This is a genomic window from Neobacillus oceani (genome assembly GCF_046237595.1).
In the GTDB taxonomy this organism is placed as follows: domain Bacteria; phylum Bacillota; class Bacilli; order Bacillales; family Cytobacillaceae; genus Bacillus_D; species Bacillus_D oceani.
This window is the reverse complement of the sequence record NZ_CP143543.1, coordinates 4,272,066-4,286,067: the sequence shown is the minus strand read 5'-3', so window position 1 is coordinate 4,286,067 and position 14,002 is coordinate 4,272,066. Positions and strand designations below refer to the sequence as shown.

At 47.9% G+C, this 14,002-nt stretch carries 11 protein-coding genes; 9 read left to right on the top strand and 2 right to left on the bottom strand.

Going from position 1 to position 14,002, the window contains the following annotated elements; genetic code table 11:
* Nucleotides 1–2: 2 nt before the first annotated feature.
* A complete protein-coding gene (gene nuoN / locus V1499_RS21515) occupies nt 3–1,520 on the top strand; it encodes an NADH-quinone oxidoreductase subunit NuoN (protein WP_316570540.1) in 1,518 nt (505 codons plus the stop codon).
* A gap of 576 nt (nt 1,521–2,096) precedes the next feature.
* On the opposite strand, the gene galU is transcribed toward nuoN, so the two are convergent.
* Nucleotides 2,097–2,975 (bottom strand): UTP--glucose-1-phosphate uridylyltransferase GalU, encoded by an 879-nt coding sequence (gene galU, locus V1499_RS21510; RefSeq protein ID WP_409272454.1) that lies wholly within the window; start codon nt 2,973–2,975, stop codon nt 2,097–2,099.
* Between the two features lie 282 nt (nt 2,976–3,257).
* Between galU and V1499_RS21505 the strand changes: the two genes are divergently transcribed.
* The 4 genes from V1499_RS21505 (at nt 3,258) to spoIID (ending at nt 7,172) form a co-directional block, all read left to right on the top strand.
* Nucleotides 3,258–3,494, top strand: coding sequence for a DUF1146 family protein (locus V1499_RS21505; protein WP_409272452.1), 237 nt, complete (start codon nt 3,258–3,260; stop codon nt 3,492–3,494).
* 308 nt (nt 3,495–3,802) lie between these two features.
* Nucleotides 3,803–4,537 carry a YwmB family TATA-box binding protein gene (locus V1499_RS21500; protein WP_409272451.1) on the top strand — a complete coding sequence of 245 codons (735 nt, stop codon included), beginning with the start codon at nt 3,803–3,805 and terminating at the stop codon, nt 4,535–4,537.
* Nucleotides 4,538–4,569: 32 nt separating this feature from the next.
* Nucleotides 4,570–5,880 (top strand): UDP-N-acetylglucosamine 1-carboxyvinyltransferase, encoded by a 1,311-nt coding sequence (murA, locus tag V1499_RS21495; protein WP_409272449.1) that lies wholly within the window; start codon nt 4,570–4,572, stop codon nt 5,878–5,880.
* Between the two features lie 260 nt (nt 5,881–6,140).
* Nucleotides 6,141–7,172: a stage II sporulation protein D gene (spoIID, locus tag V1499_RS21490; protein WP_409272447.1), complete on the top strand. Its 1,032-nt coding sequence runs from the start codon at nt 6,141–6,143 to the stop codon at nt 7,170–7,172.
* 457 nt (nt 7,173–7,629) lie between these two features.
* On the opposite strand, the gene V1499_RS21485 is transcribed toward spoIID, so the two are convergent.
* The gene (locus V1499_RS21485; RefSeq protein WP_409272445.1) at nt 7,630–8,067 is read right to left on the bottom strand and encodes a VanZ family protein; all 438 of its coding nucleotides are present in this window, start codon (nt 8,065–8,067) and stop codon (nt 7,630–7,632) included.
* Between the two features lie 120 nt (nt 8,068–8,187).
* Between V1499_RS21485 and V1499_RS21480 the strand changes: the two genes are divergently transcribed.
* The 4 genes from V1499_RS21480 to V1499_RS21465 all read left to right on the top strand — a co-directional run bounded on the left by V1499_RS21480 (nt 8,188) and on the right by V1499_RS21465 (nt 13,992).
* Nucleotides 8,188–9,030, top strand: coding sequence for a peptidoglycan DD-metalloendopeptidase family protein (locus V1499_RS21480; protein WP_409272444.1), 843 nt, complete (start codon nt 8,188–8,190; stop codon nt 9,028–9,030).
* Between the two features lie 163 nt (nt 9,031–9,193).
* Nucleotides 9,194–11,203 (top strand): penicillin-binding transpeptidase domain-containing protein, encoded by a 2,010-nt coding sequence (locus V1499_RS21475; protein WP_409272442.1) that lies wholly within the window; start codon nt 9,194–9,196, stop codon nt 11,201–11,203.
* Between the two features lie 163 nt (nt 11,204–11,366).
* Nucleotides 11,367–11,870, top strand: a complete 504-nt coding sequence (locus V1499_RS21470; RefSeq protein WP_409272441.1) for a GNAT family N-acetyltransferase — start codon at nt 11,367–11,369, stop codon at nt 11,868–11,870.
* Nucleotides 11,871–12,387: 517 nt separating this feature from the next.
* A complete protein-coding gene (locus tag V1499_RS21465) occupies nt 12,388–13,992 on the top strand; it encodes a gamma-glutamyltransferase family protein (RefSeq protein ID WP_409272439.1) in 1,605 nt (534 codons plus the stop codon).
* Nucleotides 13,993–14,002 lie beyond the last annotated feature (10 nt).

Sequence of the window (14,002 nt, the reverse complement as noted above, 5' to 3'; positions counted from 1 at the left end):
CTATGGAACTCAAAGAATTGCTATCATACAACTGGGGCATTATGGCGCCTGAGTTCATCATACTCGGTACAGCCGCGCTTATAACCATTCTCGATCTGTTTTTGCCAAAGTCCAGCGACCGGAAAATGTTCGGCTGGGTGTCACTTGCTGCCATTGTTGCGGCCGGGATTTCCTTGGTGGGCATGCTTGATGCGCCAGTTACGTCCATTCTCGAGGATACGTACCGGCTTGATGGCTTCGGTAAGGTATTTAAGCTGATCCTGCTTGGCGGATCCGCGCTTGTCATGCTGTTGGCGATCCATTATGAGCCAAAGGATGGATTTGCTGAATACAAAGGCGAATTTTTCTATCTGTTTTTGACAGCCCTTCTTGGCGGGATGATCATGTCGTCAAGCGGTGATTTAATCACGCTGTTTGTCGGACTTGAGTTGCTGTCCATTTCTTCCTATGTTCTAGCGGGTATACGAAGGAATCAGCTGAATTCGAATGAATCAGCCATGAAGTACGTCATTAATGGCAGCATTTCGACTGCAATCACTTTGTTCGGGATGAGCTATGTGTACGGAATCGGTGGCTCGACGAACCTTAAGGAAATTGCCAACACGCTTGCAAACATCACGTCCAGCCAGCAGGTCTATCTTCTTGGTATCGCATTTTTCATGATTCTGGTCGGGCTTTCCTTTAAGATTGCGGCGGCTCCGTTCCATATGTGGGCTCCGGATGTGTACCAGGGAGCACCGACTCCGGTAACGGCTTTCTTGAGCGTCGTTTCCAAAGCGGCTGGATTCATTGTTGTAATTAGAATCATGCTTACAGTTTTTGGCATGACGATAACAGAGGGTCCAGGATCAATGCCGTTATTGCTGAAACTGCAGGATTATATCGCATTCCTTGCGGCGGCAACGATGATTATTGGAAACGTCGTCGCACTCAGGCAGAGGAACATCAAGCGCCTGTTTGCGTATTCAAGCATCGCGCATGCGGGATACATCCTTGTCGCGTTTACATCGCTTAGCTACTTTATGTTTGATGCCGTGTGGTTCTACCTTATGGCATACACGTTCATGAATATCGGGGCGTTTGCCATCATCCAGCTGATGAGTGAAAAGGCGGGGTCGGAGGATATCAAGGATTTCGCCGGCCTATACAAAAAAGCACCATTGCTTTCCGCAGCTTTTGGGATTTTGATCCTATCATTGGCAGGTTTTCCGGGTACCGCAGGATTTATTGGCAAAATGAACATTTTCCTAAGTGCGTTCATTGATGAGAATAACCCGCATTATGTTCTTGCATCAATTATGATTGCCACCACTGTCATATCGTATGTTTACTACTTCGGTATTTTGACACAGATCTTCTTCCGTCCAGCGGCGGATGATACAAAATTCAAGATTCCTGCGGGTATCCTAGCGGCTCTGGCCATTACAGTGGCAGCGAGCGTCCTGTTTGGAATCATGCCGAATCTTGCTTTGGACTTCCTGCATAACAACTTCGGCGGTTTCGGGGAATTTTTGAAGTAGGGATACTGTGGGCTATCGGTACCTTCCTGAATGCTTCTAGGCTTTTCAGAAGGCTGAGACGGTGTGCTTCCTTTGGGGGAAGGAAATTCGCCGGAATTGAATGCCATGCGGCTCCCTTTGAGGGAAGGAAGCTGCCTGGAAAAAGGGATATGCGGGGACCTTTGGGGGAAGGAAGCCGCATAATGATCAAAGGGGACACATATAAGGGAAAAAAAGCTAAGGGCTGCTCCTTTGAAAGGAGGGCCCTTAGTTTCGTTTTGAGAGATTTACGATGCGTTTTGGGCTAGCCAGGGGGACACAGATTGGGGTCTGGGTGCGATATGAGTCCCGAAACCCCCGAAATCGGGACACAGATTCGGTTTTAGGAGTGAAGTGAGTCCCGAAACCCCCGGAATCGGGACACACAAGCGTCTGAAAGAGCGATATGAGTCCCGAAAAACAGAAAATGTTTTAAATCTCGCCTCCACAGATCAAAATCTGTTTTTATACGCAAAAAAAGCCGCGCCCATGAATATGGATGCGGCTAGTTATCGTTACTTGCTCAGTCCACCAAACATTTATGAATGCGGCTGGTCATTATTTCTCATTCAGTTCAAGCTGTTTTTTCATAAAGGCAAGCAAATCCTCTTTGAGTTCAGGCTTTTGCAGCGCAAATTCAAGTGTCGTTTCAATGAAGCCCAGTTTTTCCCCAACATCAAAACGCTTCCCTTCAAATTCGTAGGCAAATACCCTCTGTATTTCATTCAGGCTTTGGATGGCATCGGTTAGCTGTATTTCTCCACCTGCGCCAATTTCATGCTTATCCAGGAACATGAATATTTCCGGGGTCAGGATATAGCGTCCAATGATTGCTAGATTCGATGGGGCTGTCCCTGGCTTTGGTTTTTCAACGAACTGACGTACCTGGTATCGGCGGTTGTACTCTTCTAAAGGATCGATTACTCCATACCGATGGGTTTCCGTTTCAGGCACCCGTTGGACACCGATTACGGACGACAGGGTTTCATTGTATTGGTTAATTAGCTGCTTTAGGCACGGTACCTCCGCCTGGACGATATCATCGCCCAGCAGGACGGCAAATGGCTCATTGCCGATGAAGTTGCGCGCGCACCATACCGCATGGCCAAGCCCTCGAGGCTCTTTTTGGCGTATATAATGAATATCCACCATATTTGATGAGGCCTGGACTTTTTCAAGCAACTCGAATTTTTCCTTTTCAAGCAGGTTTTGCTCAAGTTCGAATGCATGGTCAAAATGGTCCTCAATGGCCCGTTTGCCTTTGCCGGTAACGATAATGATATCCTCTATGCCGGATTCGATTGCTTCCTCAACGATATACTGGATGGTTGGTTTGTCGACAATCGGAAGCATTTCCTTTGGCATTGCTTTTGTCGCAGGCAAAAAGCGGGTTCCAAGCCCAGCGGCCGGGATAATCGCTTTTCTTACCTTCTTCATAAAAATCACCTTCATACCAAATTATTTTTTACATTTTCTGGAATCTTAACCCTTCAAGGAGGCGGTTCAAAAGATTGCTTTTCCCTCCGGCTATCCATACAATAGTATGGGAGAGGCTATAGATTGAAGCTTTTCTACTATCATATCATGAATGATGATTTCACACTAAATAATATCAGACAAGGGGAATTTCCTAAATGCTCCCTTTGTTTACCGACGGTTTCTCTAAGTGCCTCATGCTCATCCGGCATGGCACATATAGCATGCGAAGGGGGCGTTTTATTGATTTCTGATCTCGGAACGGGCGCATTGGTTGGGATTCTGGTACATCTATTGTGCATCACATTGGCATGGTGGGCAATTCAGGCATTGAATTTTGAAAAACTATTAAGGGCAAACCGTGTACTGCAGGCAAGGGTTTTATACATATTGCTGGTAATTGCCATCGGTACCACTGTGAGCAACTTCTTCCTCGATTACCTTCTGCTTTCCCGCCAGCTGCCGGCTATTTTTGATTAACGGCCAGGCCGCTTCTACAGTTCTTTTTTTTCTAAAATTTAAAAAACCGGCCGGAAAAATGACTTTTCGTGCCTTTTTGAATAAAGTGAACTTTCCATCGTGAAAGGTTTTATAAAATTTGCTTTTTAGCCTTGTATATAGGACTTAATACATGTGTTCAAGCCGACTGATTTTGAGTACAATCATTATTGTGCATTATTTTACAAATTTCGCGGTTTGTTTGCACATTGTCTAAAAGTGACGGGAATTCCCATGTATACCCCACAACCCCTTGGTAAAAATGTTAATGAGGGGAAGGGGATCGGAGCATGAAAACAAAGCTAGTTTTATCAATTTTTGCCATTATTGGTTTTGTACTGTTTGAACATGGGAATAGAACGATTGAAGCTGACAGTGCACCGGAACTAATTAAGCTTGCGGCTGTATTGGAAGCCGAAGATAGTTTGCTTAAGGAGTGGACGGTTTATTCACGGGAAATAATTGAGGACTCCGATTCACCCGGGAAATTGGAGGAGTATGCTGCGCGGCTTCAGGACAAGTTCCCAGGCTGGGAATGGTCTTTCTCGGCAACGGGCGAGAAATGGGAAGCGGAGGCTGTATCTCCGGCATTAGGTTACGGCAGGGAATATCTTCAAATTGTTTCGACCCGCACACCCCATAAGGTAAATGCGTATATAATATATAGAGTCATGGGCGGAGAATGGAATGAAGAAAGTGCGGCCTTTTTTGCGAATGGTGTATTTAAGGATCGCATGGATGACATATTTCGAGGCGAACCGCCAATTTTCTCTTGTATCAGTGGCATTTTCGATGATAGAATGGAAAGGGCTTTATCCCAAAAAACAAATCGCATAATGAAACGATTAAATGCCGTTGAAACCGAGGCAATCAGGGAAAAAGATTTCATCTCAATTTCGGCGTTTTCGCCATTGTTTACCGACACTTTTGGATATGGAATGAATGTACAAATTGCTGTTCGCTCGACAGGGGGAAAGTATGCGGCTGTAACAGTCGGAACCCCCATCATTACGATTGAATATTAATATAGTGAACTTGGACGCGGAGGGGAATACATTTGGAAAAAATCATCGTCCGCGGCGGAAATAGGCTGAATGGAACGGTCAGGGTTGAGGGTGCCAAAAATTCTGTACTGCCTGTACTCGCTGCAACATTGTTGGCCAGTGATGGAAAAAGCATAATACGTGATGTCCCGGCTCTCTCCGATGTATATACGATCAACGAAGTATTACGCCATTTAAACGCAGAAGTCGTGTTTGAAAATAATCAAGTTGTAGTAGATGCATCCAGAGAGTTGAAAGAGGAGGCACCATTCGAATATGTTCGGAAAATGCGTGCTTCAGTATTAGTAATGGGTTCGTTGTTGGCCCGCAATGGCAGGGCCCGCGTGGCATTGCCAGGCGGCTGCGCGATTGGTTCGCGCCCGATTGACCAGCACCTGAAAGGCTTTGAAGCGATGGGTGCGAAGGTAAAAGTCGGAAACGGATTTATTGAAGCGGAAGTTGATGGCCGCTTGAAAGGCGCGAGAGTCTACCTCGATTTCCCGAGTGTAGGAGCTACTGAAAATATCATGATGGCGGCTACGCTTGCTGAAGGTACCACAATCCTTGAAAACGTGGCGAAGGAGCCAGAGATTGTTGACCTGGCCAATCTTTTGAATAAGATGGGCGCAAAGGTTGTCGGCGCAGGTACAGGCACGATCAGAATCGAAGGTGTGGATGTATTGTTCGGCGCGGATCATGCGATTATTCCGGACCGAATCGAGGCTGGGACATTCATGGTTGCCGCGGCAATCACAGGCGGCAATGTCCTTGTACAGGGGGCTGTTCCCGAACATTTATCATCATTGATTGCGAAAATGGAGGAAATGGGTATTACCATTGTTGAGGAAGAGGACGGTGTCAGGGTAATTGGTACCGATAAGCTCAAGGCGGTCGACATTAAAACCATGCCGCATCCAGGCTTCCCGACCGACATGCAATCACAAATGATGGCGCTGCTTCTCCGAACGGAGGGCACCTCAATGATCACCGAAACCGTTTTTGAAAACAGGTTCATGCATGTTGAAGAATTCCGTCGTATGAACGCAGATATAAAAATCGAAGGACGATCCGTTATTATTCCGGGTAAATCGAACCTTCAAGGAGCGGAAGTAGCTGCAACCGACCTTCGCGCGGCAGCTGCTCTTATCCTTACTGGACTGGTAGCGGAAGGTGTTACCAGGGTAACGGAACTGAAACACCTCGACCGCGGCTACGTAAATTTCCATCAAAAGCTTGCGGCACTTGGAGCCGATGTAGAGCGCGTATCCGATCCAGTAGAAGTTTTCACGGAAGAGGAAACGCTTGTTACTGATTTGAATGCATAATTTTTTGTTTTTTATTAATCGCCATTATATAGAGCCGATTACGAGGAAGCCGAAGGAAGGGCTGTCAGATGTTTGACAGATGCCTTGCTTCGGCTTTTCTTTTAACGTGGCTCGGCTTGTATAAGGAATGGAAACTAAAGCTTTTTGATGCTTGGATACATAAGCCAATTTCCAGTCATAACTGCCTGTCCATTGCCATATGTTTTATTGAAGCGGAGCCGGCTATGCCGGCCGTTTACTTTTCAAATGGAGGCTCGTTCATGAAAAATATGAAATCGATCATCGCACTAGCATCTTTCCTGTTTGCGGTAACGCTTGTAATCCCGGCATTGCTTGTTCTTCCCTACAAGGACAGGGGAGTGGATGGGAGCCTGGGTGAAAAACTGCAAAAAGCCCCAGTTGAGGAAAACGGACAAGAAGCCGATACGGCAGCGGAAGTCACGGTATACAGGACGGGGCTAAAAAAGGTAGAGAAGCTGCCTCTGAACAAGTACCTGGAAGGGGTCGTAGCCGCTGAAATGCCCGCCGAGTTTGAAGAGGAAGCATTGAAGGCACAGGCGCTAGCGGCGCGGACGTATATTGTCAAACAACTGATGACAGAGGAAAAAACTGGCCTTCCGGAAGGGGCGCAGGTGAGCGATACCGAAATCCATCAAGTTTATAAAAGCGATGCCGAGTTGAAAAGAATATGGGGCAGGGATTACAGCTGGAAAAAGAAGAAAATAGCGGAAGCGGTCCGCTCAACCGACGGCCAGATTCTCACATATAATGGGAAGGTTATCACTGCAACATTTTTCTCAACTAGCAATGGGTTCACCGAAAATTCGGAGGATTACTGGGAAAATGCGTTTCCTTATTTGCGGAGCGTGGAAAGTCCTTGGGACAGGAAATCCCCAAAATTCAAAGACAGGATGAGCATTTCCGTTTCTGATTTTGAAAGAAGGCTTGGCGTGAAAGTGGGCAATTCAAAAACAATCGGAAAAATAATCGGACGTACGGCGGGCAACCGAGTCGGGAAAGTTGATTTTAATGGAAAAATACTAACCGGGCGAAAAATCCGCGATGAGTTGGATTTGAGATCATCAGATTTTACCTGGGAGCGGCATGGGGATGAGATCCACATTACAACCCGCGGTTTCGGCCACGGAGTCGGAATGAGCCAATATGGAGCAAACGGTATGGCCGCAGAGGGAAAATCCTATCAGCAAATCGTCAAATACTACTACAAGGGAATTGAAATCAGCCCCGCCGACAGCCTGCTTGCTACGATTACGGCATCTGCGAGGAAATAATATAACGTTTTTGGGAAGCCGGCCTGTGTCTTGGGCGGCTTTTCTGTTTTGCTGGTTGTTCACCTTTTATAACCCTATAATAATGCCGAACACCCGGATAATAATGCCGAACACCCGGGTAATAATGCCGAATACCCGGATAATAATGCCGAACACCCGGATAATAATGCCGAACACCCGGATAATAATGCCGAACACCCGCATAATAATGCCGAATACCCGGATAAAGTTCTCCTAAGGAAACTTCATGCGTACTATAGTGCGCATGGAACTTAAAATAAACAGCAATTTTCAATTGAACCTCGATGGAAGATATGCGGGATAAATATAAATACAAGCAAAGTGCGTTAAATTGCAAATTAAAAAGGATAGATGGTGAGATGGAATAACTCCGACCCTTGCCTCTATCCCGTGCTTCCTATTCAGCTATTGTTTTCTATGTTTTGTAATAACTGCCTCAGCGTTGCATGGACTCCTTCCATTTCAAAAGCAATCTCCCCAGACCCTTAAACTTCCCTCTGAATAAAGCGCCATCCACAAAGTAATAGATTATAGCAACCCCCAGGACGTCTTTAAAGAGGTCAAACAGCGATGCGGAGCGATAGGGGTAGAACGACTGGTGGATTTCATCCGTGAGCCCGTAAAGGGCCGCAGCGGCTGCGAGGAGCATATTCACACTTCTCTTGAACTTTATTTTCCCAGAAAGAACGGCAAGGACGTACAACAAGTAAAGAATCGCGAATTCAATCAGGTGGAGCGATTCCTTGATTGTCCGGTCGAGGGACGAGTCGGGGAGCTCGACGAAGTGGTTGCTTGGCAGGCTGGACATGGTCCAAATCATGGCCATATAGATGAAAGGGAGCAGCCTGACCACCCATATAAGAACAAATTTCATAAAAAATCCTCCTTCGTGATGCATAAAAATTCGCCTAATGACAAAAAATATTCCAAAAATTTATCTGGCAATGTATATAATTCTACCATTGTGTTCAGAATGATTGCTGAGGTGATGATAATGAGAGAGGAAGAAAAAAAGCAATCTTCTCGAGGTTTTAAACGTTTTCTTAAAAAGAGCTGGGTAGTACCGGCAGTCTACATTGCAAGTGCGGCAATCATTCTGACAGGTGTCCTTTGGTATCAAATGAGCGGAAATTCAGCGGAAAAGTACAATTACAACAAAACTACTGAAAACGCCAAAAAGAAGTTCAACGAGCCGGCCCTTGAGGTGAACAAATCGCTTGAGAACATCGCGATGCCGGTCGCAAACAAGGAGAACGCGGTCATTCAGAAGAAATTCTATGATAACTCCGCCGATCCGAAAGAGCAGCAGGAAGCATTGGTTGTTCACAACAACACCTATGTTCCGAATACCGGCCTCAACATTGCGATGAAGGATGGTTCCGGATTTGATGTCGTAGCATCATTAAGCGGTACGGTTACAAGGGTGGAAGAGGATTCGCTGCTTGGCAATGTAATCGAAATCCAGCATGACAAAGGTATTGTAACACAGTATCAGTCCGTGAAAGACATCAAGGTCAAGGCTGGCGACCAGGTTGATAAAGGGCAGGTACTTGCCGCGGCAGGCCAAAGCCAGGTAAACCAAAAAGGCGGCACGCACGTCCATTTTGAAATCCGGAAAGACGGCGTAGCGGTCAATCCGGCTGACTTTTTCGACAAGCCGCTTAGCTCGCTCCAAAACAGCGAGACCGCCAAACCCTCCAAAAAGAAAGAAGCAGCCGAGGGTGAAGGGCAAAGCAATGCCCCTGTTGATGAAGAAGATGCCGAATCCACTGAAGACGGACTCAATGAGCCATCCGGCGACTCTTCCGACAAATCCGGAGTTAAAAAAAGTTCATAATCATACGTTGAATAGGGAGGGATAACCCTCTCTTTTTTTTGTGTGAAAAATTGGCCCACGCCCTACTGGCGGTTCGGAGCAACCCCCTGCACGCAAAGTGTCCTCCTTCAGGAATTTCCGTAACCTATGGTAAAATGAGACAAAATGAAAAGGGGGATGGGTGATGAAAAAGCTGTTCATGATTGTTTCTGCTGTGATTCTGGCAGCCGTCCTGGCAGGCTGTACGGAGAAAAAACCCGACCCGTCAGACCGATTTTCCGACTACGTGAAGCTGTGGAACGAACAGGATTTTGACGGAATGTACTCGTATCTGTCCACGGAAGCAAAAGCTTCCATCAGTAAACAGGATTTTACGGAACGATATAAAAAGATTTATGGCGACCTCGAGATCAGCAATTTGAAGGTGAGTTTTACGAAGCCGAAAGAGGACAAGCAGAAGGAAGGCGAAGAAGCTACATACGGCATTACGGCAAGTATGGACAGCATCGCCGGCCCGATTGAGTTCGGCCATGATGCCTTTCTCGTGAAGGAGGAGCGGGACAAAAAAGAAGATTGGTATGTCGATTGGAATACAACCTATATTTTCCCTCAGCTTAGAAAGGGGGATAAAATCTCCCTGTCGACGCAAACCCCTGAACGCGGCGAGATTTTTGACAGGACAGGGAATCCGCTCGCGACGACCGGGCTTGTGTATGAGGTGGGTGTCGTTCCAAAGGATATGGAAGGGCAGGAAGCGGAAACAATTGCCCAGCTCGGAAAATTGCTCAATATGGTGCCGGAAAGCATTGAAAAGCAGGTGAAGGCCAGCTGGGTAAAGCCGGAATATTTTGTGCCGCTTAAAAAGGTGTCGATGAACGATGAGACTTTGATCGCAGAATTGATCAAGCTGAAACCTGTCCAGACGAAGAAGGTGGAATCGAGGATTTATCCGTATGGAGCCGCGGCTGCCCATCTTGTCGGCTATGTTGGGAAATTGACAGCGGAAGAGCTTGAGAAGCTGGAGGGCAAGGGTTATTCAAGCGGAGACATCATTGGCAAGCGCGGCATTGAGCAGGTGTATGAGGAACAACTTCGAGGCGAACCCGGAGTCCAAATTGTGATTAAAAAGGACGACGGTGGGCAGGAAGTTCTTGCTGAAAAGCCGGTGGCGGACGGACAGCCAGTCAAGCTTACGGTCGATGCGGAACTGCAGATGAAGATTACCGAACAGATGAAGGGTGAAGCTGGGGCCGTGGCCGCCATCAACCCAAAAACAGGGGAGACGCTCGCGCTTGTCAGCTCGCCGTCCTTCGACCCGAACCAAGTGGTGTTCGGGATGTCGGCTGCTGAATGGAAATCGCTCGATGATAATCCGAATAAACCGCTTAATACGCGGTTCAATAAAAAGTTCGCGCCGGGATCGGTCATCAAGCCGATTGTCGCAGGGGCGGCACTGACGGCGAATGCGATCAATCCGGCGGATGTGATGAACATAAAAGGCCTGAAATGGCAGAAGGACGCCTCGTGGGGAGGATACTTTGTCACACGGGTGAATGAGGCCGCCAATGTAAATCTTGAGCGCGCGCTTGTGTTCTCTGACAATATTTATTTTGCGCAGACAGCACTGAAGCTTGGCAAAGAGGGCTTTAGCGAAGGAATGAAGAAGCTTGCGTTCGAGGAAGATTTCGGCTACCCGTTCCCGCTCCAGGCATCGCAGCTAGGTTCGCTTGATAAGGATATCCTGCTTGCTGACGCCGGCTATGGACAAGCGCAGCTGGAGATGAATATCGTCCATTTGGCAGCAACATACACGCCTTTCCTGAACGGCGGGAATATGATTAAACCTATCCTTCTTCTAGATGACCAGCATGGGCAGGTGCTGAAGGAACAGGCTATTTCGCCGGAAGCCGCTTCAACGGTGAGCGCGATTCTCCGGAAGGTTGTATCCGATCCGGGCGGGACAGCTCGCACGGCGGAAATAAAAGGCTATCCTTTGTCAGGGAAAACGGGCACAGCTGAGATCAAGGCCACCCAAGGCGAAACTGGCAAAGAGAACGGCTGGTTTGTCGCCTATAATGCCGATGCCGGGGATATGCTCGTCGCCATGCTCGTTGAAAACGTCCAAAAGCGCGGCGGCTCACAAATTCCTGTCAAGCTCGTCAAAAACATCTTTATTGAAGCGCAGAAAGAGTAAGAGCCTAATGAAGTGCAAAAAAAGTAAGGGACAGGACATTAATTAGCGCTGAAAAGTTAGCGGGCGGGCGGATTACAGGAGAAATTCAAAAAGTAGCCTAGTGCACCGAAGGGAAAGAACGTAAGGAACAGTACAGAAAATGACTTAAAGAGGGGATTCACAATTGGAGCAAAGGACAGCAGCTGAAGCGGGGGCACTCGAATTTTATAACGATTGGCATCGCGCTTATTTTGAAAGGTATTCATTGCCTGAGGAGCAGCGGAAGTTTACAGCGATGCCTTTGGAAGCATTGAAAGCATGCGAGGAGGACAGAGGCAGGCATCCTGTCGTAATTTTGTACAACGGTGAGCCTGCCGGTTTTTTCGTCCTGCATGAAGGAGAGGGGATTGCCCAGTTTACGGAGAATAAGGAAGCCATCCTGCTGAGGGCATATTCCATCAACAGCAGCTATCAGGGCCTCGGGATCGCTACGCTGTCTCTTCGACAGCTTGGGGGCTTTGTTAAACGGAATTTTCCTGGTAAAACGGAAATAATCCTTGCGGTGAACCACGCCAACCTCGCCGCGCAGCACGTATACCGGAAGTCAGGATTTGTGGACCGAGGAAGGCGGATTATGGGAAGGATGGGGGAACAGTATATTCTCCATATGGACCTTAGAGAAGCGTAAACGGATTGATTTGATAGACTTTCCATAATAAAAAAGGGATAAATCATCACCCGATAGGATGGTGTCCCTTTGGGGGGCGGGTTAATTCCCGCCTTTTTATTTTGTTTGCGTATCCAAGGCATCGATGAAGACAGTTTTGAAAGAGGAAAGTAAATGAAAGTGTCTTAATACCCCTTATGAAGACTGTCTGTTTTAAACGCGGAAAGCCATTAACGTTTCCTGAAGGAATATTTGGCTGCAAGAATAGGTTGGAGCAGGGATATGGCGTAGACTGTGGTTAGGTCCCACGTGACACAAGCACATACAAAAATATCACCGTATGTTAACACCCCTTTACCTCATCAGTAAAATATTTGTTACCTATTTTTCAGAACCTTTAGACAGCTGAAAGGGTCTTTTGGTATACTTTTCGTGTAACGAAGGAATTCCAGTTTTACCGATTTAAACCATGGATCCAAGTGTAAACAGAAGGCAATGTTTCTAAAAAATTATGTTCTATTGCCGGGGGGAAAAGGGTTTGACACTATTAAATTATCCATTTGCATCACGCCGGACGGCGGCTGTTGCAAGAAACGGAATGGTTGCCACATCGCAGCCACTTGCGGCCCAAGCCGGGCTTCGCATCCTTCAGCAGGGAGGGAATGCAATTGATGCGGCCATTGCGACAGCTGCTTGCCTTACTGTCGTCGAGCCGACGTCAAACGGGATTGGCGGGGATGCGTTCGCGCTCGTCTGGACACAGAACAAGCTATACGGATTAAACGGGAGCGGGCCATCGCCTGCATGCATTTCAATCGACAAGGTCAAACAGCTTGGGCATGAAAAAATGCCTTTGGCCGGGTGGATACCTGTTACCGTTCCCGGGGTACCGTCTTCGTGGGTGATGCTGTCCGAACGATTTGGAAGGCTTCCTCTCATAGACGTTCTGCGGCCCGCCATCGAGTATGCCGAAAATGGTTTCCCATTGTCGCCAATCACCGCGAAGTACTGGGCCAGGGCGCACAAAATTTTTCAAACTAGGCTCAATGGGCCGGAATTTGATGAGTGGTTCAAGTTGTTTACGCCAGACGGCAGGGCACCGGAGCCAGGTGAGATGTGGAAGTCCCCCGACCATGCCAGCACACTGCGGGAAATCGCGGAGACAAAGTCGGAAAGCTTCTATCGCGGCCGTCTCGCTGAGAAGATTGCCGCTGCTTCAAAAGCAGCAGGTGGTTTCCTTGACGAATCGGATCTCGCGGCCTATCAGGCGGAGTGGATCGAACCAATTTCCGTCAATTACAAGGGGTATGACGTTTGGGAAATCCCCCCTAATGGGCAGGGCCTGATTGCCCTGATGGCGTTGAATATTTTAAAAGAATACAATTTTACGCACCGGGAAAGCCCGGATGCTATCCATATCCAGCTTGAAGCGATGAAGCAGGCGTTCGCGGATGGGAAAGCCTATATTTCCGACCCGCGTACGATGAGGGCGAAAGTGGATGACTTTTTATCGGAAGAATACGCGAAAAATGCCCGCGCGAATATTCAGGGAACAGCACAGGTGCCTGAGCCAGGCAGCCTTCCAAAAGGAGGTACTGTCTATCTCGCAACAGCCGATGGGGAAGGCAATATGGTTTCTTTTATCCAGAGCAATTATATGGGCTTTGGCTCGGGGATTGTGGTGCCTGGAACCGGGATTGCCATGCAGAACCGCGGCGTCGATTTTTCGCTTGATCCAAATCATGAGAACTGCCTGCAGCCGGGCAAGAAGAGTTACAATACGATTATTCCGGGCTTTCTGACGAAGGACGGGGAAGCGATTGGCCCGTTTGGCGTGATGGGGGGCTTCATGCAGCCGCAAGGGCATGTACAGGTCGTGATGAATATGGTCGATTTCGGCCTGAACCCGCAGGCTGCCCTGGATGCTCCGCGCTGGCAATGGATCGAGGGGCTTAGGGTTGACGTTGAACACGAATTCCCCAATTATGTTATCCAACAGCTTGCCGCCAAAGGGCATGCAATTTCGATGGCCTATGATTCAGGGGGGTTCGGGCGCGGGCAGATTATCGTCCGGGACCCGCAGACAGGCGTGCTGACGGGCGGTACCGAGCACAGGACCGATGGCAGCATTGCCAGCTGGTAAAGGAGGGGTT

Bases quoted from the DNA above. Each gene is read 5' to 3' on its own strand.
- V1499_RS21485 (WP_409272445.1), bottom strand. From the start codon at position 8,067: ATGAAATTTGTTCTTATATGGGTGGTCAGGCTGCTCCCTTTCATCTAT.
- spoIID (WP_409272447.1), top strand. From the start codon at position 6,141: ATGAAAAATATGAAATCGATCATCGCACTAGCATCTTTCCTGTTTGCG.
- V1499_RS21500 (WP_409272451.1), top strand. From the start codon at position 3,803: ATGAAAACAAAGCTAGTTTTATCAATTTTTGCCATTATTGGTTTTGTA.
- galU (WP_409272454.1), bottom strand. From the start codon at position 2,975: ATGAAGAAGGTAAGAAAAGCGATTATCCCGGCCGCTGGGCTTGGAACC.
- V1499_RS21480 (WP_409272444.1), top strand. From the start codon at position 8,188: ATGAGAGAGGAAGAAAAAAAGCAATCTTCTCGAGGTTTTAAACGTTTT.
- nuoN (WP_316570540.1), top strand. From the start codon at position 3: ATGGAACTCAAAGAATTGCTATCATACAACTGGGGCATTATGGCGCCT.
- V1499_RS21475 (WP_409272442.1), top strand. From the start codon at position 9,194: ATGAAAAAGCTGTTCATGATTGTTTCTGCTGTGATTCTGGCAGCCGTC.